This window comes from Pseudomonas alkylphenolica (genome assembly GCF_016009175.1).
GTDB lineage: Bacteria > Pseudomonadota > Gammaproteobacteria > Pseudomonadales > Pseudomonadaceae > Aquipseudomonas > Aquipseudomonas alkylphenolica_B.
Map to the genome: position 1 here is coordinate 17,629 of NZ_JADUCM010000044.1, position 21,565 is coordinate 39,193.

Sequence of the window (21,565 nt, forward strand, 5' to 3'; positions counted from 1 at the left end):
CGCTTTTTGTCTGGTTTTTAGAGGTCACAGGAATGAATGCAGTAATTGCCGCGGTCGGCATCATGCTGATACTGAGTCTGTCCCGCGTGCATGTGGTGATCGCCCTGATCGTCGGTGCACTGGCCGGCGGGCTGGTCGGTGGCCTGGGTATCGAGGGCACGCTCAAGGCGTTCAACGGCGGTCTGGGCGGTGGTGCGACGGTTGCGTTGTCGTACGCCTTGCTCGGTGCCTTTGCCGTGGCCATTGCCAAGTCGGGCATGGCCCATGCCCTGGCGGACCGCGCCCTGGCCATGGTCGACCGCCAGGGGCATGCCGATGGCGGCAAGGTCAAATGGCTGCTGATCGGCCTGTTGCTGGTGGTGGCGATTTCTTCGCAGAACATCCTGCCGATCCACATCGCCTTCATTCCGCTGCTGGTGCCGCCGCTGCTTTATGTGCTGACCAAGCTGAACATTGACCGCCGGCTGGTGGCCTGTGTGATGACCTTTGGCCTGATCACGCCGTACATGTTCTTGCCGGTGGGGTTTGGCAACATTTTCCTCAACGAGATTCTGCTGGCCAACGTCAGCCGTAGCGGGGTGGATGTCAGTGGCGTCAACGTCACTCACGCCATGGCCATTCCGGCTGCCGGCATGCTCTTCGGTCTGCTGGTGGCGGTGTTTTTCAGCTACCGGAAAAAGCGGGTCTACAACCTGGAAAAGATCGAGCAGGTCGAGCAGGTCGCGGTGCGCTACAACCCGCTGACACTGATGGTCGCCGGTGTCGCGGTAGCGGCGGCGTTCATTATTCAGCTGTGGCTGGACTCGATGATCATCGGCGCCATGGCCGGGTTTCTGATTTTTTCGGTCTCCGGCATCGTGCGCTGGAAGGAAACCGATGACCTGTTCACCGAAGGCATGAAGATGATGGCCATGATTGGCTTCATCATGATCGCCGCCTCGGGTTTTGCCGAAGTGATGAAGGCCACCGGCGAGGTCAAGAACCTGGTCGAGGTCTCGGCTACCTGGATCGGCCACAGCAAGGGCGTCGGTGCACTGTTGATGCTGCTGGTCGGGTTGCTGGTGACCATGGGCATCGGCTCGTCGTTTTCCACCGTGCCGATTCTTGCCGCGATTTTCGTGCCGCTGTGCGTGCAACTGGGCTTCGATCCGGTGGCCACCGTGTGCATCGTCGGCACGGCCGGCGCGCTGGGGGATGCGGGTTCACCGGCTTCGGATTCGACCCTGGGCCCGACCTCGGGGTTGAACGTGGATGGTCAGCACCACCACATCTGGGACACCGTGGTACCGACATTCATCCATTACAACTTGCCGTTGCTGGCCTTTGGCTGGTTGGCGGCGATGACGCTGTAGCGCGTGAGAAGGCGGGGTTGAGCGCAAGGCTCAGCCCCGTGCCGGCGGTGGCGAAATGCGGTTGAGGAGCATGCTGCCGTCTTTGCTGCGGGTCAGGTAGACCGGCAGGACCTTGGGCAGGTTGCTGACCAGGCGGTTGATCTGGCGGGTGTCGTAGATACCGCTGATGCGAATGCTGCCGGTGCTTTCGTCGGCCAATACCAGCGGGTGTTCGAGGTAGCGGTTGATCTGTGGCAGGGCCTGGGCGAGGCTCAGGTTGTCGAGGATCAGTTTGCCGTTGCGCCACGCCAGGCTGTTGTCGTGGGCGTAGGTCTGGTTCAGGCGCGGTTCGAAGTCGCCGGCCTGGTAGCTGGCCTGCATGCCCGGGCCAAGGCGGTACCCTCCCTCGACGCTGGTGCTGCTGTTGCTGCTCACCAGTACCGAGCCTCCCACCAGGGTGACCTTGACCTGGTCTTCATACTTCCACACGTTGAACTGGGTGCCGGTGACCCGGGTCTGGCCTTGGGCGGCGTGGACGATGAACGGGTGCTGGCTGTCGTGGTGGACGCTGAAAAACGCCTCGCCCTTGATCAGGGTGACCCGGCGCTCGTCCTTGTAATTGGTGAAACGCAGCTCAGTGCCCAGGTTCAACTCGACCTGGCTACCGTCGCCAAGGACCACGCGGCTGATCGCGTCAGTGCTCTCTACGTGCTGGTAGCTGTTGGGCAGCCAGCCCTGTTCCCAGCCGATCCAGCCACCCACCGGCAAGGCCACCAGGGCAACGGCGGCCGCCGAGGCATAGTGACGCCAGGTACTGCGGCGGCGCGGGGCGAGGGGCAGGTTGATGACGTTGCCGGGTACCGTGTCACGCGGCAGGTGATCGGCGGTGTGCCAGATCTCCAGCATGGCCTGGTATTCCCGGGCATGCACAGGGTCCGCTGCCAGCCATTGCTCGAAGGCCAGACGTTCATCTGCGGTGCAGTCCTCAGCCTGCAAACGCAGGCACCAATGCGCGGCGGCATCGGTGATGGCATCGTATTCGTCGGCGCTGTGGCTGGTGTGGTTCATCGAGACTCCCGGTTTTGCCCATTCTACCCTTGAGCGTAGGCGGCGAGAACCCGAGATAATGGCGAATGACTATCAGTTGTAAGTTTTCTTACCGTGAAAAGTGCAGTAAAAGCACTGAATTCGCAGCCATGCCCCGTTTTTAGCAGGGCATGACGGCGGGTCTCAGTGCCGACTGACGGTATTTCAGAACTGCTCGGCGTCAAGACTGAACAGCGAGCCACTACCGGCACGGATGCTGGCCTGCAGCGACAGGGTGCGTGGCAACAGACGGGCATAGAAGAACGCGGCGCTGGCACGTTTGGCCCCGTAGAACGCCGGGTCGTCAGCCAGTTGCTGTTCGGCGACCTGGTCCATGCGTGCCCACATATAGGCGTAGGCCACATAGCCAAACACCTGCAGGTATTCCACTGAAGCGGCACCGATGGCATTGGCGTCTTCGGCAGCTTGGGCGCACAACCACTGGCTGAGGCTTTCCAGTTCGGCGGTGGCGTCGAGCAGGGCCTGCGCGTAAGGCGTACCGTGCGCACAGAAACTGCGAATTTCGCCGGTGAACTCGGCCAGGGCCTTGCCACCGTCAGCCACCACTTTGCGCCCGAGCAGGTCCAGGGCCTGAATACCGTTGGTGCCTTCGTAGATCTGGGCAATGCGCACATCGCGCACCAGTTGTTCCTGGCCCCATTCGCGAATGTAACCGTGGCCGCCGAACACCTGCTGGCCGAGCACGCAGCTTTCCAGGCCGTTGTCGGTAAAGAACGCTTTGGCCACCGGGGTCAGCAGGGCTACCTGGCGCTGCGCGGCAGCTTGTTCCTCAGCATCCTCGGCGTACTTGGCGATGTCCAGCTGCTGGCCGACATAGGTCGCGAACGCCCGGCCACCTTCGGTCAGGGCGCGCATGGTCAGCAGCATGCGCCGCACATCGGGGTGAACGATGATCGGGTCGGCAATTTTCTCACGGGATTGCGCGCCAGTGGCGGCGCGGCTTTGCAGGCGATCCTGGGCGTAGCGCGCCGCATTCTGGTACGACGCTTCGGCGCAACCGATTCCCTGGATGCCGATGGACAGGCGCTCGTAGTTCATCATGGTGAACATCGCCGCCAGGCCGCGATTCGGCTCGCCGATCAGGTAGCCGGTGGCGTCGTCGAAGTTCATCACACAGGTGGCCGAGGCCTTGATGCCCATTTTGTGTTCCAGCGAGCCGCAGTGCGCCGGGTTGCGCGCGCCCAGGCTGCCATCGGCATTGACCAGGAACTTGGGCACCAGGAACAGCGAGATGCCCTTGGGCCCGGCCGGAGCATCGGGTAGCTTGGCCAGTACCAGGTGGATGATGTTGTCGGTCAGGTCCTGCTCGCCGCCGGTGATGAAAATCTTCGTACCGCTGATGCGGTAACTGCCATCGGCATCGGGTTCGGCCTTGGTCCGGATGATCCCGAGGTCGGTGCCGGCATGCGGCTCGGTCAGGCACATGGTGCCGGCCCACTCGCCGCTGTACAGCGGCGGCAGGTAGGTGGCCTTGAGGTCGTCGCTGGCGTGGGCGTCGAGGGCCAGGCAGCAACCGGCGCTCAGGGCCGAGTACAGGCTGAAACTGCAGTTGGCGGCATAGAGCATTTCTTCAAACTGCACCGCGAGCATTTTCGGCATGCCCAGGCCGCCGTGCTCGGGGTTGCCGGCAAGGCCGACCCAGCCGCCTTCACGGTAGGTCTGCCAGGCTTCGGCAAAACCGTCCGGTGTGCGCACTTCACCGGCATCGAACACCACGCCTTGCTCATCGCCGCTGCGGTTGAGCGGGGCGATCAACTGACCGGTGATTTTCGCCGCTTCTTCCAGAATGGCATCGGCAGTGTCGGCATCCACCCGTTCGGCCAGGGCCGGAAGCCGTGCCCAGAGCGCCGGGCCCTGGAACACTTCATGAAGGACAAAGCGCATGTCGCGCAGCGGAGCATTGAATTCAGGCATGGAGTTCTCGCTGTCAAAAGGGATCAGAGCGCCTTGGCCCAGTCACGCAACAGGTACTTCTGGATCTTGCCGGTAGAGGTTTTCGGCAGCTCGCTGAAAACCACAGTCTTCGGCAGCTTGAAGCCGGCCAGGTGCTCGCGGCAGAAACTGATGATGTCGCTGTCGCGGGTCTGTTCAAAGCCGGCCTTGAGGGTGATGTAGGCGCAAGGGGTTTCGCCCCATTTTTCGTCAGGGCGGGCGACTACCGCCGCTTCGAGCACGGCAGGGTGCTTGTAGAGGGTGTCTTCGACTTCGATGGTGGAGATGTTTTCGCCGCCGGAGATGATGATGTCCTTCAGGCGGTCTTTGATTTCCACATAGCCATCGGCATGCCATACCGCCAGGTCGCCGGTATGGAACCAGCCGCCACGGAAGGCTTCGGCGGTGGCTTCAGGGTTTTTCAGGTAGCCCTTCATCACCGTGTTGCCGCGCATGAAGATTTCACCCAGGGTATTGCCGTCGCGTTGCACCGGCTCCAGGGTCTGCGGGTCTGCGACCATCAGGCCTTCGAGGGTCGGGTAGCGCACGCCCTGGCGTGATTTGATCCGCGCACGCTCAGCCAGCGGTTGCTCGTCCCACTCGGCGTGCCAGGCACAGACGGTCACCGGACCATAGACTTCGGTCAGGCCGTAAACGTGGGTGACCTTGATGCCCATTTCTTCCACGGCCCCAATCACCTTGGCCGGTGGTGCTGCGCCGGCCACCATGGCGTTGACCGGGTGATCGATGGCGGCCTTGGCCGACTCGGGCATGTTGATCAGGGCATTGAGGACAATCGGCGCACCGCACAGGTGGCTGACCTGATGTTCTCGGATCAGGGTAAGGATTTTTTGCGGGTCGACCCGGCGCAGGAACACATGGGTGCCGGCCAGCGCGGTAACGGTCCAGGGGTAGCACCAGCCGTTGCAATGGAACATCGGCAGGGTCCACAGGTACACCGGGTGGTTGCCCATGGCCCAGGTCATCTGGTTGCCCAGTGCGTTCAGGTAGGCGCCGCGGTGGTGATAGACCACGCCCTTGGGGTTGCCGGTGGTGCCGGACGTGTAGTTCAGCGAGATTGCCTGCCACTCGTCTTCAGGCCATTGCCAGGCAAACTCGGGGTCGCCTTCAGCGAGAAAGGCCTCGTAGTCGAGGTCACTGACCGCCTGGCCTTCGCCGTATTCGGGATCGTCGACATCGACCACCAGCGGCGGGAATTCCATCAGTGCCAGCGCCCCGGCGATGACCTTGTGGAACTCGCGGTCGGTAATCAGCACTTTGGCCTCGCCGTGCTCGAGCATGAAGGCAATGGCCTCGGCGTCGAGGCGAACGTTCAGGGCATTGAGCACCGCACCGATCATCGGCACACCGAAGTGCGCCTCGAGCATCGCCGGAATGTTCGGCAGCATCACCGCGACGGTATCGCCCTGACCGATGCCGCGCCCGGCCAGGGCACTGGCCAGGCGGCGGGAGCGTTCATAGGTCTGTTGCCAGTTGCGCCGGATGGCGCCGTGAATCACCGCCGGGTACTGGCCGTAGACGGCTGCCGTACGTTCGATGAAGCTCAGCGGGCTCAGGGCTTGGTGATTGACAGGGGCGGGCGCCAGGCCCTGGGAGAAAATCGACATGAAATGTTCCTGTGCAGGGGGCGGCCAAAATGGCGTACTGCAACCCCCGGTGGCTGATTGTTAGCTCTGATCAGGTGTCGTGAAGGGCAAGCCTTCGCGTTTGAGTTTTTACGCGAATCGCCATGTTACTTGGAAGATAGACTATAGCAATATGGTAGAAGTACTATATGCGCCCCGATGGCATTCTGTGAACGCACCCATGACCACTCTGCTCGCCAGCGACCCCCAGCCCAGCCTGCTCCTGGATGCATCCGCCGCGGTGCTGGCCGTGAACCCGGCGCTGCAGGCCATGCTCGGCCCCTGGCCGCAGCGTGCAGTCGACTACTGGTTGCCAAGCAACTTCGTTGCGCTGGTGAGCGCGTGCCTGCGCCAGGGGCGGGCGATCAGCGATGTCGAGGCCGCGGTGGCAGGTCAGATCCTGCTCTGGACCTTCATTCCCGACGGCGACAACCGCCAGGTCCTGGTGCGCTGCCGCGATGCCACGGCCGAGCGTTCGGCCGAACGTGACGCCAGTCAGGCGCGACGGCTGTATCGCCTGATTACCGAGAACACCACTGACCTGATCTCCCGGCACAGTCCGGATGGCTGCTTTCTTGACGCCTCGCCGGCGTCCTACCGCTTGCTGGGTTACTGGCCCGAAGAGCTGCGCGGGGTGGCCGTGCAGTCGCTGTTTCACCCCCAGGACCGCCAGCAGTCACTGCTGCAAGCTGCGCAGGCGCTGGAACAGGATGGCTACCAGACCATGACCTGTCGGGTCCGTCACCGCGACGGTCGCGACCTGTGGTTCGAAATTGCCAGCCGGGCGATCCGCGAAACCTACACCGGGGCCGTGGTGGAAATTGTCAGCGTCTCGCGGGAGATCACCGCCCGCATCGAGGCCCAGGAAAACCGCCGGCGCCTGGCAGAAGTGGTGGAGGCCAATACCGACCTGGTGCTGTTCACTGACCGTGAAGGGCAGTTGAGTTACCTGAACCGCTCGGCGCGCCGCGCGTTGGGCTTGCAACAGGTGCAGGCGTTGCCGCCGCTGCAGGCCCTGCTCGATCCTGCGTTGCAGCAGCAACTGCAGGAACACGGCTGGCAGTGTGCCGAGCAAACAGGCGTCTGGCACGCAGAGACACGCTTGATTCCCTGGCAGGGCGGCGCGGCGTTTCCGGTGTCGCTGGTGCTGCTGGCGCACCGGGCTGCCGGGGGTGAACGTTACTACTCGCTGGTGGCCCGTGACATGACCGAGCGTGAACTGCGTGAAGCCCAGCAACGCCGGCATCAGGACGAACTGGCGCACAGTGCGCGCCTGGTGACCCTGGGTGAACTCGCCTCGGGTATCGCTCATGAAATCAATCAGCCGCTCGCGGCAGTGGTCAACTATGCCAGTGCCAGCCAGCGTTACCTGCAGGCCCTGGACCGTGATCCACTGGCGGCGGGGCGGGTGTCGCAAGGGCTGCAGCGCATCAACGAACAGGCCACGCACGCGGCCGAAGTGATCAAGCGTTTGCGCGCGTTCCTGCGTAAAGAACCGCGACGCCTGCAGGCGTTGTCCATTGCCGACGTGGCCAGGGAAGCCGTGCGCCTGTGCGATTGGGAAGCGGCGCAGGATCAGGTGCACATCGAACAGCGCATCAGCCCATCGCTACCGGCGGTCTATGCCGACCGGGTGTTGCTTGAACAGGTGCTGCTCAACCTGCTGCGCAATGCCATTGACGCCAATCGCGAGCAGCACAAGGGGCAACCTTCGCGTATCGTGCTCAGCGCCGTGCTGGACGCCGGCCTGTTGCGGATTGAGGTCAGCGACCAGGGTCCGGGGGTGGCAGCGGAGCGGCTCGACGGCATCTTTACGCCGTTCACCACCAGCAAGCCGGAAGGCCTGGGGCTGGGTTTGAGCATGAGCCGCAGTATCATTGAAGGCTTTGGCGGCACCTTGCAGGCGCAACCGGGGGCCGCAGGGGGATTGACCCTGTGCTGCCGCTTGACGCCCGTGGCCGGGGCCGGGATAGAGGACGTGTAATGCAGCAACCGAAAGTCTATGTGGTCGATGACGACCAGGGCATGCTCGATTCGACTGTGTGGCTGCTCGAATCGGTCGGCGTAAAGGCCATTCCGTTCACCAGCGGCCAGGCATTTCTCGACGCCTGCGACGAGCAGCGGCCGGCCTGCGTGTTGCTGGATGTGCGTATGCCCGGCATGGGCGGGTTAAGCGTGCAGGAGGCCATGCGCGCACGCGGCATCGAGCTGCCGGTGATCTTCCTCAGCGGGCATGCCGATGTGCCGATCGTGGTGCGGGCGTTCAAGGCCGGTGCGTGCGACTTCATCGAAAAGCCCTACAACGAGCAACTGTTGCTCGATGCCGTGCAGGCCGCCCTCGACGGGTCGCGTCAGGCCCAGGCGGGCAGCGGTCCGCGTGCCGCCGTGCAGGCGCGGATAGACAGCCTGACGCCACGCGAACGCGATGTGTTTGTGCCGTTGGTGCAGGGTTACAGCAACCGCGAAATCGCCGAACAGCTCGAGGTCAGCGTCAAGACTGTCGACCTGTACCGGGGCAGGGTGATGAAGCGGATGGAGGCCGAGCACCTGCCGGCGCTGGTGGGTATGGCGATTGCCTGCGGCGTGGTGCAGGCCCTGAGCCTGCGCTGAATGGAGGGCGGGCTCGCAAGCGAGCCCGCAGAGGTGGCTAAGGGCGACGCCCCAGCAGCAGGCCGACCACCAGCCCGAACCCGGCCGAGATCGCCACGGTTTGCCAAGGGTGGCCGCCAATGTAGTCCTGGGTGGCGTCGACGACCGGTTGCGCCTTGCTACGTGCCTGGCTGACCGCCTCACCGGCGCGCTTGAGCTTGAGCCGGACCTGGTCGCGCAGGGTTTCGGCTTCGTCGCCCACCAGCGCCGCGCTGTCGCGAAGCAGTTTTTCCGACTCTTCGATCAGTACCTGCAGTTCGCTGAACGCTTGATCCTTGATTTGCTCGACTTCGGTTTGCACGCTGGATTTCCTGGCCATGGGCACTTCCTCGTCATGGGTTGGGCTGTCATTAGTGGATACCGGTGGGCGCGGAAAGTTGCAGCGGATTGTCGGCCCTTCGCGGCTACAGTGTAAGATAGCGCCTATTTTCAAGTGGCAGGACACCCCCATGAGTTTCAATCTGGCCAACAAGAGCTTCGCCGAACGGGCGCAGATCGAGGACGAGAAAGCGCGACTGTTCGAGCTCTGGCAGACCAACCTGGGCAAAGCCAAGGGTGAAGCCGCGCGGTTGATCGCCGAAAAGCCCCGGCGCAAAGGCAAGTGGGCCGAGTGGGTGCGCGCGGAACTGGACGGCATGTCGCCGCCCGAGTTCGCCAACATGGTGCGCAGTGAAGTCAACAAACTGATGGCCGCGGCCAAGTAAACCGCGCAGGGTTTACCAGGTGATGTTGGCCGGTTTCGGCAGGCTCAGCTGGCCATTGTCGCTGAAGCGCACCGTACCAAATACCCCGCCGGCCAGTTTGCCGCGCAGCACATAGGGCATGCCGTCGAGGTTCTGCACCTGACCCAGGCCCACCGCCTGGCGCATCATCGAGAACGCGGTGATGCTCATCGGCACCTCTACTACACCTTCGGAAAAACGGCCAATGCTGCCGCTCTGGTCGCTGACGCCGGCGGCCAGTGGCTGGCCGTTGACCTCCAGGTTAACGGCGATGCCGTTGTAGTCGATCGGCGTCTCGTTGGGGTTTTGCACCCGCAGTTTCACCTTCATGCGCATTTCCAGACCCTGGCCAGGCATGGGTTCGATGCCGATCACGCTGATGCTCAGCGGATCGCGGCTCTGGAACAGCGCACAGGCACTCAGGCCCAGCAGCATTGCCAGCACCAGGCTTGCACGTAACAGGTGGCGGTAAGCACGCATCATCGGTGCAGTTCCTTGCAGGCAATGGGTGCTCAGTGTGGCAAATACACGGCGACGTTGAAAGCGGCTGGCGTTTTGAACGATACTGTTTCTCATTAACGCCTGTTTCCCTTTCTCAAGGCCCATCGAATTCCTTCATGTTGACGCCTCCCATGTCCGGGCTGCTTGCCAGCTTTCAGGAACATTACGATGACCTGCTGCAGTTCCTGACCCGGCGCATGAGCGATCGTCAACGCGCGGCCGACGTGGCGCAGGAAACCTACCTGAAACTGGTCAAGATCGACCAGCAGGACCCGCCGGTACTGCATGCGCGCAGTTTTATCTTCCGTGTGGCAGGCAATCTGGCCATCGATACCCTGCGCCGCGAACAACGCATGGCCGGCAACCTCGACGACAGTGAAGCGGCGCGTGAACTGCCGTGCCCGGCGCCGGCGCCGGCAGCGGCCTTGCTGGCGCGTGAACGTCTGGCACAACTGGACGAAGCGTTGCTGCAATTACCGCCCAATGCCCGTCAGGCGCTGCTGCTCAACCGGGTTGAAGGCCTGACCCAGGCGCAAATTGCACAACAATTGGGTGTTTCCGAGAGCATGGTGGCAAAATATATCGGCCAGGCATTGCGCCACTGCCGTGACTGGCTCAAACACAACCATGATTGATGCCCACGCCATGCCTGCAGCGCAGCCTATCAGCGATCTGTCCGATGATGCCCTCGACTGGCAGGTGCTGTTGCATTCCGGCAATGCCAGCGAGGCCGACCGCGCCCGCTATCAGCGCTGGTGCCAGCTGAGTCCGGCGCATGCCGAGGCGGCGCGGGAGGCACAAGCCTTGTGGGGCGACCTCGGCCATACCCGGGCGGCTGCCGAATTAAAGACTGTCGCGCCACGCCGACGTCGCTGGGGCACTGCCATGGCGGCTTCGCTGGTGCTGGCGCTGGTGGGCTATGGCGGCTGGCAGCAGGCGCCGGCGTTGTTCGCGGACTATCACACCCGCGTCGGCCAACAGCAGCGCATTACCCTGGCCGATGGTTCCCATGTCTTGCTCAACAGCGCCAGCGCGCTGTCAGTGGACTTCAGCAATGACCAGCGCCGCGTCATGCTCAAGGCGGGCGAAGCCCTGTTCGAGCCGGCAAGCGATTCGCGGCCGTTTGTGGTCGAGGCCGGCAATGAAACCCTGCAGGGCAGCGGGGCGGTGTTCAGTGTGCGTCGCGACGGCAGCAGCAACCGCGTAGTGGTGGCTCAGGGTGAGGCACGGGTTGGTGAGCGTGTATTGCCGGTGACTGCGGATGCGCGGGCATTGACTGCCTGGCAGCGTGGCAAGCTGATCTTCAACGGCAAGCCGTTGCGAGAAGTGCTGGTGGAGCTTGAGCGTTATCAGCACGGCCGCATTGTGTTGTCCGACCCGCAACTGGCCGCCATGCAGGTCAGCGGCGTGTTCGACCTGGATGATCCACACGGGTTGTTGCGCACGCTGGAACAGCGTTATGCGCTGAAGGTGACCTACCTGCCGTGGCTGGCGGTGGTGTACTGAACGGCGTTGCCGGCTGTGTGATGTAACCGAAAAGAAATTATTTTCACGTTGGTACTGCAAGTTCTTCTTCGCCCAATCGTCGTAGTGAGACTGATCAGCAATCCATTCTCATTTACACCTTTGCCTGGAAGAACATTGTGAAGGCTACGCTCAAGCCCATCGTCCGCTCCACCGGTTGTTTCAAACACGCACTGCTGGCCTCGACTGCCGTCGCTGCGCTGCTCGGCCCTGTATGGGCATTGGCGGCGGACACCGCGAGCCCGGCCCAAGTCAGCGCCCAGCAAGCGCGCGAAGTGACCCTCGCGCTGCCCGCCCAGGACCTCGACCAGGCCCTGACCGCGTTTGCCGACCAGGCTGGCCTGCACCTGCTGTACACCACCGCCGATGTCGCCGGCCGCCAGAGCCCGGCGCTCGATGGCCGCTACAGCATTGCCGAGGCCTTGCAGAGCCTGCTGGCCGGCAGCGGCATGAGCTGGCAGTTCAGCGATGCGCGTACGGTGATCCTGCGCAAGGCGACGTCCACCCCGGCCAGTGTCAGCCTCAAGCCGATTGAAGTGAGCGTGGCATCGCGTACCAGCACCTCGATCAGTGAAATTCCCGGCACCGTCTGGGTGGTTGACCAGCAGCAATTGCAGGAACAGATCAACACTGGCGTAAGCCTCAAGGAAGCCATCGGCAAGCTGGTGCCCGGGCTGGACCTGGCACCGGAAGGGCGCACCAACTACGGCCAGAACATGCGTGGGCGCAACGTGCTGGTGATGATCGACGGGGTCAGCCAGAACAGCTCCCGAGGCCTGTCGCGCCAGTTCGACAGCATCTCGCCGTTCAACGTCCAGCGCGTCGAAGTGCTCTCGGGTGCCAGTGCCATCTACGGCGGCGGCGCAACCGGCGGCATCATTAACATCGTCACCAAAAAGGGCGAGGCCGGCCCGGCCCGTTTCGAGACCCAGATCGGTGCGAGCAGCGGCTTTAACAACAGCGACGACCTGTCGACGCGCATTGCGCAATCGGTCAGTGGCGGCAACGAACGGGTCACTGCACGCCTGGGCGTTTCCGGTGAGCAGAACGAAGCCTTCTACGATGGCGCAGGCGACCAGATCTTCATCGACAACACCCAGACCGACCTTCAGTACAACCGCACGATCGATGTGCTGGGCAGCCTCGGCCTGACCTTCAACGACGAGCAAAGCCTCGACCTGCTCGCCCAGTACTATGACTCGGGCAACCACGGCAGCACCGGGATCTACTTTCCCAACCTGAACTACAACAAGCCTTCGGACCTGGAAGACGCCGAACTGCGCGGCGGTTATTCCTCGGACCTGGAGCCGCGGACCAAGCGCCTGTTGCTCAACGCCAACTACCACCACAGCGACGTGCTCGGCCAGGACTTCTACCTGCAGGCGTCGTACCGCAAGGAAGACGACAACTTCTACCCGTTTCCTTACTACAACACCGCCAAGCCGGTCGGCGCCAAAGGCGTGTACTTTGCCGGTTCGCAACAGAACTTCGAAGTCACCAGCCTCAAGGCGCTGTTCGCCAAGCAGTGGGACACGCTCAAGCTGACCTATGGCGTGGACCTGGACCGTGAACGCTTCAACGCCGACCAGACCACCTTTGATGCGCTGACGTCCTCCGAAAGCGGTGGCCTGGACCTTGAAGAGGCGAGCAAAGCCCCGCGCTACCCCAGCTACCGCGTCGATGGCCTGTCGTACTACGCCCAGCTGGACTGGCACGCGACGGACAACCTGACCTTTTCCGGTGGTGCCCGCCGCCAGCAGATGGACGTGGATGTCGGCAACTTCAAAGCCGTGCCCGGTGGCAGTAACGACTACCAGGTCAACCTGTTCAACCTCGGGGCCATCTACGACTTCAAGAACGGTCACCAGCTCTGGACCAACTATGGTGAAGGCTTTGATCTGCCGGACCCGGCCAAGTTCTACGGCAAGCCAGGCCTGAGCGTCGACGACAACCCGCTGGCGGGCATCAAGAGCCGCCAGGTGGAACTGGGCTGGCGATACGCCGACCTGGACTGGGATGCACAGGCGGCGGTGTACTACATCTGGTCGGACAAGATCATCACCACCGACATGGCCACCCTGACCATCAACGTCGAAGACCAGAAGAGCCGCGATTTCGGCTTTGAAGGCGCGTTGACCCGTCACTTCGAAAGCGGCTGGGAAGCCGGTAGCACCCTGCACCTGGTGCGCTCGGAGGAAGAAGACAAGGACGGCGACTGGATCAAGCGCGATGCGCGTTACGCCTCGCTGTCGAAATCGACCGCGTTTGTCGGCTGGAAGGACGAGGGCCGCAGTGCGCGCCTGCAGGCCAACCATGCCTTCACCCTGGAAGACGATGCCGATCACAAGATCAGTGGCTACACCACCTTCGACCTGCTCGGCAGCCAGGACACCGGTTTCGGCCCCTTCAGTGCCGGTATCCAGAATCTCCTGGACAAGCAGTACAGCACTGTCTGGGGCCAGCGCGCGACGCTGTTCTACTCGCCGACCTATGGCCCGGCCTACCTGTATGACTATCAGGGCCGCGGGCGTACTTACACCCTGACCTGGTCGATGGCCTACTGAGTCAGGCGAAGGCGCTCAGCAGGTCGGCGTTGAACGCCTGTTGGGCGTCGCTGGGCACCTGGGCGCGGTGCCGTGCCAACACGAACGGCACCTGGAAGTTCAACGCCGGGTCCAGGGCGTGCAACAGCCCGCGCTCGACCCACGGCGCGGCGAAGTGGCAGGGCAGGTAACCGATATGGCGGCCGGACAAAATGAATGCCAGGGCGCCTTCCACCTGTTCGGAACGCGCCGACGCACGACCGCCGCTGAGCGGCTCCGGGTTCTCCAGAAAACGGTAGGGATGTTCGACCTGATCGGCCTCCAGCAGCATCTGCCGGCTCACCTGGGTAGCGCTGGCGAAGGGGTGGTGACTGGCGCAGTACAGGCGCTGGGTTTCTTCAAACAACGGCGTGTAATCGAATGCCGATTGCTTGCCGGAGAAATAGCCAATGGCCAGGTCCAGGCGCTGCTGCAACAGCAACCGCTCAAGATCGGCCGGCATCGCGCTGACCAGTTCCAGGCGCACTGATTCATCACGTTGGCGAAAACGCTCGATAGCCTGGGCCAGGCGCAGGGTCACGCTGCTGTCCTGGGCTTCCGAAATGCCCACGCGTACTTCGCCCAGCAAACGCCCCGCGACGCCGTTGGCCTGATGGCGGAAGGCGTCGATCTGTACCAGTAATTCCCGCGTGGCCTTGAGCAGTACCTCGCCTTTGGCGGTCAGGTGAAAGCCGCTTTTGCCGCGGCTGCACAGGCGATAGCCCAGGCGTGTTTCCAGGCGTGCCATCTGCTGGCTGATGCTCGGCTGGCTCAGGCCCAGCACACCCTGGGCGGCACTGAAGCCGCCGGCCTCGACCACCGTGACGAACAACCGCAGCAGGTGCAGGTCGAGGTCGTGCAATTGCCCTAGCATCAAACATTGCTCCTGGTGCATGTCAGGATAAGTAACTTGCGATTTTTGCAATGTAACCCAGCAGGCATGCTCTGGGCATCCACTGAATAAGGTGCCCGCCATGCGTACATCCCTGTTGTTGCTCCCGTTGCTGCTGGCGTTGCCGGTGCATGCCGAAGAGAAGGTGCTCAACCTCTACAGCTGGGCTGACTACGTAGCCCCGGAAACCTTGCAGCGCTTCGAGAAGGAAACCGGCTACACCGTGCGCTACGACACGTTCGACACCACTGAGGTGCTGGAAACCAAGCTGCTCACCGGCGGCAGCGGCTACGACGTGGTGGTGCCTTCCAGCAGTCTGCTGGCACGGGCGCTGACGGCCGGTGCCCTGCAACCGGTGCAGGCGCAAGCGATGCCGGGCTACGGCAACCTCGACAGCGACCTGCTGGCCAAACTGGCCGAGGTCGATCCGGGTAACCAGTACGCAGTGCCGTACACCTGGGGCACCCTCGGCCTGGGAATCAACCTTGAAGCCGTGCGCCAGCGCATCGGCGATGCGCCGCTCGACAGCCTCGACCTGCTGTTCAAACCCGAGTACGCCAGCAAGCTCAAGGACTGTGGCATTGCCATGTCCGACTCGCCCCAGGAAGTGATTGGCGTGGCCCTGAACTACCTGGGCAAAGACCCCTACAGCCGCAACAAGGACGACCTGGCCGCTGCCCAGGCCTTGCTCAAGCAGTTGCAGCCGTCGGTCAGCTATGTCGCCAACGGTCGCCAGATCAGCGACCTGGCCAACGGCAGCGTGTGCCTGGCGCTGACCTACAACGGCGATGCCGCGATGGCCGCCGAGCAAGCCCGTCAGGCTGGCAAGGCGTTCCAGGTGGTGTACCGGATTCCGCGCGAAGGCACCCTGATCTGGCAGGACAACCTGGTGATCCCCAAGGACGCGCCGCACCCGCAAGCGGCGCGGGCGTTCATTGCCTTCATGCTGCGCCCCGAGTCTGTGGCACCGCTGACCAACACGCTGTTTTTTGCCAACGCCAACAAGGCGGCCACGGCGCTGGTGGACGAGGCGGTACGTACCGACCCGGATATCTACCCCCCTGAGCAGGTGCGTGCCCGGCTGTTTGCCGACCGCAGCATGGCCCTGGCCGACATGCGCCAGCGCACCCGCCTGTGGACCACGTTCCGTAGCCGCCAATAACAACCCGAACAAGGAGCCCGATGATGGACCTCGCCCCCGATAACGACCAGGCCATGACCCGCGACAGCCTGTACGGCACTGTTGCCGAGAACACCTTTGCCGGCATCACCAGCTTTTCCCGCCGTCGTTACACCCGTGACCTGCGCGGTGTCGACGTGGTGGTCAGCGGTGTGCCGTTCGACACCGCCACCAGCAACCGTCCCGGTGCACGCTTTGGCCCACGCGCCATTCGCGCCGCGTCGGTGCAACAAGCCTGGGCCCGGCACTGGCCGTGGGAGTTCGATCCGTTCGACCACCTGGCGGTGATCGACTATGGCGACTGCAACTTTGACTACGGCAGCCCTCATACCATTCCGGACAGCATCCAGGCCCATGCCGAGCAGATTCTGCAGGCCGGTTGCGCCATGCTCACCCTGGGCGGCGACCATTTCATCAGTTACCCGCTGCTCAAGGCGCATGCTGCCAAACATGGCCCGCTGTCGCTGATCCACTTCGATGCCCACAGTGACACCTGGCCATGTGAGGAAGGGGCAGGGCGGGTCGACCACGGCACCATGTTCTGGCATGCCGCCCGCGAAGGGTTGGTGGACCCGTCACGCTCCGTGCAGATCGGCCTGCGCACCACCAATGACGACACCCAGGGCTTTGCCGTGCTGGATGCCCGGCAGGTGCACCAGCGTGGCTGTCAGGCCATTATCGAAGCCATCCGTCAGCGTGTGGGGGATCACCCGGTGTACCTGACATTCGATATCGACTGCCTCGACCCGGCCTATGCACCCGGTACCGGTACCCCGGTGTGCGGCGGGCTGACCACGGTGCAGGCGCTGGAGATCATCGGGGGGCTGCGCGGTATCAACCTGGTAGGCATGGACCTGGTGGAAGTGGCGCCCGCTTACGACCATGCTGATATTACGGCGCTGGCCGGATCGACGCTGGCCATGGAAATGCTCTGCGTGTATGCCGCGCGGCATAAGGTCGATCACTGAGTGGAAACATCATGAATTACCTGTAGGGCAATTCGCGGTTTCCTGTCGAACCTGACGCGCCTTAGGCTATCCAATGCTTGGGCGCGTCGTTTCGCGCAGGAGGAATACCCGTGAACAGTTCCCTGTTGAGCCTGGCCGGCCTGGCGCTGGGCCTGCTGGCCAGCCTGCCGTTGCAGGCTGCGCCGGCGGATGAGCCACTGCAACTGGCCGCCTCGCCGAACAACCCGTACAACAGCCCGATCATGCGCGCCAATCCCAACAGCCGCCAGGGCAGCGTCCAGGCCACGCCGCCTGTGCGGGGGCCATCGACGCAACCCATCCCGCGGCAACCGACCGTCGAAAATCGCGGCATCGGTAACGGCCAGCCCCTGAACCGGGAGCAGTCGACACCGAAGCTGGACCCCACCCGGCCGCCCCGCGACTCTACCCGCATGCCTTGATGGCCACGCCCTCCCTGGAAGGAAAAGCTGATGACCCCACGTACCTGGATTCCCACCCTGTTGGCTGCGGCGCTGCTGCCATTGTTGGCCCATGCCGCGCCCGAGCAGGTGTTCAAAAGCGAGGAGGGCAGCCTCAAGGTCAGTACCCTGGCGCAAGGGCTGGATCACCCCTGGGCCTTGGCGTTCCTGCCTGAAGGCCGGGGCATCCTGGTCACCGAGCGCCCCGGCAACCTGCGGATCATCAGCGCCGAAGGCAAGGTCGGGGCACCGCTGGGCGGGGTCCCTGAGGTGTGGGCCAAAGGCCAGGGCGGACTGCTCGATGTGGTGCTTTCGCCGACCTTCAAGCAGGACCGCATGGTGTACCTGAGCTATGCCGAAGGTGGTGGCGAGGACGGCAAGGCCGGTACCGCCGTGGGGCGCGGGCGGTTGTCCAGCGACATGGCCAAGCTGGAGGACTTCAACGTGATTTTCCGCCAGCAGCCGAAGCTGTCGACCGGTAACCATTTCGGCTCGCGGCTGGTGTTCGACCGCGACGGTTACCTGTTCATCGCCTTGGGCGAGAACAACCAGCGCGAAACGGCGCAAGACCTGGACAAGCTGCAAGGCAAGGTGGTGCGACTGCTGCCGGACGGCACGGTACCCAAGGACAACCCGTTTGTCGGGCAGAACAACGTGCGCGTGGAAATCTGGTCGTTTGGCCACCGTAACCAGCAGGGTGCAGCACTCAACCCGTGGACTGGGGAGCTGTGGACCGACGAACACGGCCCGCGTGGCGGTGATGAAATCAACATTCCGAAAGCCGGCAAAAACTACGGTTGGCCGATCGCCACCCATGGCATCAACTACTCCCTGCTGCCGATTCCCGAAGCCCGCGGCGAACACGTCGACGGTATGGTCGACCCGCACCATGTCTGGGAAAAGTCACCGGCCATCAGTGGCATGGCCTTCTATGACAACCCGCGCTTCAAGGCCTGGGACCACAACCTGTTCATTGGCGCGCTGGCCAGCCAGGAGCTGATCCGTCTGGAGCTGGACGGTGACAAGGTGGTTCACGAAGAGCGCCTGCTGGGGGAACTGGGGCAGCGTATCCGTGATGTGCGGGTGGGCCCCGATGGCTACCTGTATGTGCTGACCGATGCCGGCGATGGCGCGTTGCTGAAGGTGGGATTGGCGCAATAGGGCGAACCTCGACTTAACTTCAATCAGTGCCTTCAGGATCGAAACGTTCTTCGTCCCCTGCATCAGGAGGCCTGTCATGAACACACAGTCTTTACTGCTGGTCGTAGCACTGGCCGCCATCGGCGGCTGCATCGGCAACCCGCTGATCTACCGCGACCAGCCCTTGGTGGCTCAGGTAGAAAACGGCATGAGCAAACGTCAGGTTCTCGAGCTGGGTGGACCGCCGCTCCACACCACCCGGCGCACGGAGCACCCCGGCACCTGCAATGACTACCTGTTCCACCATAACGGCCAGTCCCAGCCGTACCTGGTCAGCTTCGACAGCAACGACCGGGTGGACCACAAGGACTTTTTCACCTGCGCCGATTGGGAAGCTGAGCAGAAGAACGCCAAGATTCCGTTCTATATGGACCCGGGGTACGGGAAAATGCAGTCCGGCCGCTAGCGCCGGCTAGTCGTGCAGGCTGAACTCGGCGACCCCGGCGCTGATGCGCTGTGCGGTCTGGCGCATAAGCTCCAGCAGCTTGCTGCGATCGCTGAGGTCGAAACGGCTGGTCGAGGCGACCAGCGCGAGCGCGGCGCAGTTCTCTTTGCTGGAAAACTTCACCGGCACCGCCAACGAGGAGATGCCTGCCTCCAGCTCACCGCTGGACGCGTAGAAGCCCTCTCGGCGGATCACCTGCATGGCCTGCTGGAAATCCTCAAAGCACGCGCCCAGACCTGCAGCACAAATTTCTGCCGTGTGCCGGTCGTACAGCGCCCGCAGTTTTTTCGGCGGGTAGTGGGCGATGATCACTTTCGGGGCGCCGCCGAGGAACAGCGGTCGCGGCCGGCCGCGACCGTAGTTCAGTTGCACGTCGTGCTCGGGGCGTTCGTGGTGCAGGTCGAGGAAAAAATCGCCGTCCATGCGCGACAGCACGCAGCGGCATTCGGTTTTCTCCACCAGTTCGCGCATCAGCGGAATGCTCAGGCCCAGCAGCGGGTCGGTGGTGCGGATGATGTAGTCCAGCAACGCGATACGTGGGCCCAGGGCGTAATAGCCGCCATTGAGGCGCTGCAGCAGGCCGGCCTGCATCAGCTCCTTGAGGTAGCGATAGCCCGTTGGCGTTGAACAGCCAAGCGCCTCGACGATGGCATCAGCCTCCCATACCGGCCGTTCGCTGGTGAACACGTCGAGTACCGACAACATGCGGTTCAGGCTGGACATACGGGCTCTCGGGTAAAAAGAGCCCATTGTAGCGCGTGCACGGCTGGCGACCAGTCAGCTGGCACTCATCAGTGTGTGCATGCGCTGTTCCCACTCGACGCGAGAACAGAACCCGGGCAGGCGTCGGGCATGGGCCTCGACCGCCGCGAGCAACTCGTCTTCCGGCAGGTCCAGGTTGACCGGCACCTTCATCGGCTGGCTGACATACCAGGGCGTATCGAAGAACAACTCCAGACGGTTGCCCTCGGGGTCGCGGACGTAGAACGAGATCGCGTTGCCGTGGGTAATGGCATCGATATCGCGTGTGCCCAGCTCGACGAAGCGCCGATACACCGTGCGTAACGTGGCCAGCGAGTCGGCGGCCAGTGAAATCTGGTTGATCGGGTTGTAGTCCAGGGTTGCCGGGCGGCCGCTGGCCAGCACGATCTGGTGGTGGGTGCGCGGGTCGCGGCTGAGGAACACCAGTTGTACCGGGCCCTCGGCGCCTTGCAGGCTGCCGCGGTCGGTCACCGTGAAGCCCAGCACGGCGGTGTAGAAGGCCTCCATCGCTGCCAGGTCGTGAACGTAGATGCCCATGTGGTTGAATGAAAGACCGATATCAATGCTCATTTTTATCACCATTCGATAATAGTTGACATGAATCTATTTGATTGCCAGTCTTTAGGCAACAAATTATCGCATAGTGATAAAAAGGAGTAATTGAAGTGAAATTTCTCAGCTTTGCTGTCGCCAATCAGACCAGCTACGGCTACCTCGCCGACGACGGTATCGTCGACCTCGGCCGTCGCCTCGCCGGCCGCGCCGATGACTTGCGCACCTTGCTGGCACAGCCCGATCCGGTCGCGCTGGCGCTGGAAGTGGGCGGTGCCGCCGACCATCGCCTGCAGGATGTGACCCTGCTGCCGGTGATCCCCAATCCAGAGCAGATCTTCTGCGTCGGCCTGAACTACGCCGACCACGTCGCTGAAACCAATCGCCAAAGCACCGAACAACCGATGATTTTCCTGCGTGTGCCGGCCTCCCAGGTCGGGCATGGCCAGCCGTTGTTGCGTCCGCGCGAGTCCGAGCGCTTCGACTACGAAGGGGAAATTGCCGTGATCATCGGCAAGCCGGGCCGACGCATCAGCGAAGCCGATTCCTGGGACCACATCGCCGGCTACGCCTGCTACAACGATGGTTCGGTACGTGACTGGCAGTTGCACACGGCGCAGTGGGGGCCGGGTAAAAACTTCTACCGCACCGGCGGCTTCGGTCCGTGGATGGTCACCGCCGACGAAATCGGCCCGGATGAAGAAATGACCCTGGTCACCCGCGTCAATGGTGTCGAACTGCAGCGCGCGTCCACCCGCCAGCTGATCCACAGCATTCCCAAACTGATTGCCTACCTCTCCACGATCACCCCGCTGGCGCCTGGTGATGTGATCGTCACCGGCACGCCGGGCGGCATTGGTCTGAAGCGCACGCCGCCACTGTTCCTCAAACCGGGCGACACCGTCGAAATCGACGTCGACCGCATCGGTACCCTGGTCAACGGTGTGGCCGACGACTGAGCCCTGACAGGACCCGGGGGGGGGGGGGGGGGGGGGGGGGGCCCCCCCCCCGCCCCCCCGCCCCCCCCCCCCCCCCCCCCCCCCCCCCCCCCCCCCCCCCCGGGGGGGGGGGGGGGGGGCCCCCCCCCGCGATAGCAATGGAACAACCATGAAGC

General features: G+C 63.3%; 20 protein-coding genes and 1 pseudogene. 13 read left to right on the top strand and 8 right to left on the bottom strand.

Annotated elements, in window-relative coordinates:
- Positions 1–32 precede the first annotated feature (32 nt).
- Complete coding sequence (locus I5S59_RS24455; RefSeq protein ID WP_197878858.1) at positions 33–1,352, top strand: Na+/H+ antiporter family protein; 1,320 nt, start codon at positions 33–35, stop codon at positions 1,350–1,352.
- Between the two features lie 30 nt (positions 1,353–1,382).
- Here the strand turns inward: I5S59_RS24455 and I5S59_RS24460 are convergent, their stop codons facing one another.
- The 3 genes from I5S59_RS24460 to I5S59_RS24470 all read right to left on the bottom strand — a co-directional run bounded on the left by I5S59_RS24460 (position 1,383) and on the right by I5S59_RS24470 (position 5,998).
- Positions 1,383–2,399, bottom strand: a complete 1,017-nt coding sequence (locus I5S59_RS24460) for a FecR family protein (RefSeq protein ID WP_197878859.1) — start codon at positions 2,397–2,399, stop codon at positions 1,383–1,385.
- A gap of 183 nt (positions 2,400–2,582) precedes the next feature.
- The gene (locus tag I5S59_RS24465; RefSeq protein WP_197878860.1) at positions 2,583–4,352 is read right to left on the bottom strand and encodes an acyl-CoA dehydrogenase C-terminal domain-containing protein; all 1,770 of its coding nucleotides are present in this window, start codon (positions 4,350–4,352) and stop codon (positions 2,583–2,585) included.
- A 23-nt stretch (positions 4,353–4,375) separates the two neighbouring features.
- On the bottom strand, positions 4,376–5,998 hold the full coding sequence (locus I5S59_RS24470) for an acyl-CoA synthetase (protein ID WP_197878861.1): 1,623 nt from the start codon (positions 5,996–5,998) through the stop codon (positions 4,376–4,378).
- Between the two features lie 151 nt (positions 5,999–6,149).
- On the opposite strand from I5S59_RS24470, the gene I5S59_RS24475 reads away from it, so the two are divergent.
- Together I5S59_RS24475 and I5S59_RS24480 are read left to right on the top strand one after the other, a co-directional pair.
- Entirely contained in the window at positions 6,150–8,000 is a 1,851-nt protein-coding gene (locus I5S59_RS24475) for a PAS domain S-box protein (protein WP_197878862.1), read from the top strand.
- The gene (locus I5S59_RS24480) at positions 8,000–8,626 is read left to right on the top strand and encodes a response regulator transcription factor (RefSeq protein WP_197878863.1); all 627 of its coding nucleotides are present in this window, start codon (positions 8,000–8,002) and stop codon (positions 8,624–8,626) included. Before I5S59_RS24475 ends, I5S59_RS24480 begins: the two co-directional genes overlap by 1 nt.
- A gap of 37 nt (positions 8,627–8,663) precedes the next feature.
- Here I5S59_RS24480 and I5S59_RS24485 read toward each other — a convergent pair whose 3' ends face one another.
- On the bottom strand, positions 8,664–8,984 hold the full coding sequence (locus I5S59_RS24485) for a DUF883 family protein (RefSeq protein ID WP_197878864.1): 321 nt from the start codon (positions 8,982–8,984) through the stop codon (positions 8,664–8,666).
- A 130-nt stretch (positions 8,985–9,114) separates the two neighbouring features.
- Here I5S59_RS24485 and I5S59_RS24490 point away from each other — a divergent pair, with 130 nt between their 5' ends.
- Positions 9,115–9,369 (top strand): hypothetical protein, encoded by a 255-nt coding sequence (locus tag I5S59_RS24490; RefSeq protein WP_128326314.1) that lies wholly within the window; start codon positions 9,115–9,117, stop codon positions 9,367–9,369.
- Positions 9,370–9,381: 12 nt separating this feature from the next.
- Here the strand turns inward: I5S59_RS24490 and I5S59_RS24495 are convergent, their stop codons facing one another.
- A complete protein-coding gene (locus I5S59_RS24495) occupies positions 9,382–9,870 on the bottom strand; it encodes an LEA type 2 family protein (protein ID WP_197878865.1) in 489 nt (162 codons plus the stop codon).
- A 134-nt stretch (positions 9,871–10,004) separates the two neighbouring features.
- Between I5S59_RS24495 and I5S59_RS24500 the strand changes: the two are divergent.
- The 3 genes and pseudogenes from I5S59_RS24500 to I5S59_RS24510 form a co-directional block, all read left to right on the top strand.
- Positions 10,005–10,511 (top strand): annotated as a pseudogene (locus I5S59_RS24500) (RNA polymerase sigma factor); the annotation flags it as partial.
- 4 nt (positions 10,512–10,515) lie between these two features.
- Positions 10,516–11,394 (top strand): FecR family protein, encoded by an 879-nt coding sequence (locus I5S59_RS24505; protein WP_232239955.1) that lies wholly within the window; start codon positions 10,516–10,518, stop codon positions 11,392–11,394.
- 137 nt (positions 11,395–11,531) lie between these two features.
- The gene (locus I5S59_RS24510; protein WP_197878867.1) at positions 11,532–13,976 is read left to right on the top strand and encodes a TonB-dependent siderophore receptor; all 2,445 of its coding nucleotides are present in this window, start codon (positions 11,532–11,534) and stop codon (positions 13,974–13,976) included.
- Position 13,977: 1 nt separating this feature from the next.
- On the opposite strand, the gene I5S59_RS24515 is transcribed toward I5S59_RS24510, so the two are convergent.
- Complete coding sequence (locus I5S59_RS24515; RefSeq protein WP_197878868.1) at positions 13,978–14,868, bottom strand: LysR family transcriptional regulator; 891 nt, start codon at positions 14,866–14,868, stop codon at positions 13,978–13,980.
- Between the two features lie 100 nt (positions 14,869–14,968).
- Here I5S59_RS24515 and I5S59_RS24520 point away from each other — a divergent pair, with 100 nt between their 5' ends.
- The 5 genes from I5S59_RS24520 (at position 14,969) to osmE (ending at position 19,098) form a co-directional block, all read left to right on the top strand.
- A complete protein-coding gene (locus I5S59_RS24520; RefSeq protein WP_197878869.1) occupies positions 14,969–16,048 on the top strand; it encodes a polyamine ABC transporter substrate-binding protein in 1,080 nt (359 codons plus the stop codon).
- Positions 16,049–16,071: 23 nt separating this feature from the next.
- The gene (gene speB, locus I5S59_RS24525; protein ID WP_197878870.1) at positions 16,072–17,034 is read left to right on the top strand and encodes an agmatinase; all 963 of its coding nucleotides are present in this window, start codon (positions 16,072–16,074) and stop codon (positions 17,032–17,034) included.
- A gap of 110 nt (positions 17,035–17,144) precedes the next feature.
- Complete coding sequence (locus I5S59_RS24530; protein WP_332262096.1) at positions 17,145–17,474, top strand: hypothetical protein; 330 nt, start codon at positions 17,145–17,147, stop codon at positions 17,472–17,474.
- A gap of 30 nt (positions 17,475–17,504) precedes the next feature.
- On the top strand, positions 17,505–18,653 hold the full coding sequence (locus I5S59_RS24535) for a PQQ-dependent sugar dehydrogenase (RefSeq protein ID WP_197878871.1): 1,149 nt from the start codon (positions 17,505–17,507) through the stop codon (positions 18,651–18,653).
- A 76-nt stretch (positions 18,654–18,729) separates the two neighbouring features.
- Positions 18,730–19,098 (top strand): osmotically-inducible lipoprotein OsmE, encoded by a 369-nt coding sequence (gene osmE / locus I5S59_RS24540; RefSeq protein WP_197878872.1) that lies wholly within the window; start codon positions 18,730–18,732, stop codon positions 19,096–19,098.
- 6 nt (positions 19,099–19,104) lie between these two features.
- Here osmE and I5S59_RS24545 read toward each other — a convergent pair whose 3' ends face one another.
- Both I5S59_RS24545 and I5S59_RS24550 read right to left on the bottom strand, forming a co-directional pair.
- A complete protein-coding gene (locus I5S59_RS24545; protein WP_197878873.1) occupies positions 19,105–19,860 on the bottom strand; it encodes an IclR family transcriptional regulator in 756 nt (251 codons plus the stop codon).
- A gap of 54 nt (positions 19,861–19,914) precedes the next feature.
- Entirely contained in the window at positions 19,915–20,469 is a 555-nt protein-coding gene (locus I5S59_RS24550; protein WP_197878874.1) for a VOC family protein, read from the bottom strand.
- A gap of 95 nt (positions 20,470–20,564) precedes the next feature.
- On the opposite strand from I5S59_RS24550, the gene I5S59_RS24555 reads away from it, so the two are divergent.
- The gene (locus tag I5S59_RS24555) at positions 20,565–21,410 is read left to right on the top strand and encodes a fumarylacetoacetate hydrolase family protein (protein WP_197878875.1); all 846 of its coding nucleotides are present in this window, start codon (positions 20,565–20,567) and stop codon (positions 21,408–21,410) included.
- The last annotated feature ends 155 nt before the right edge of the window (positions 21,411–21,565 follow it).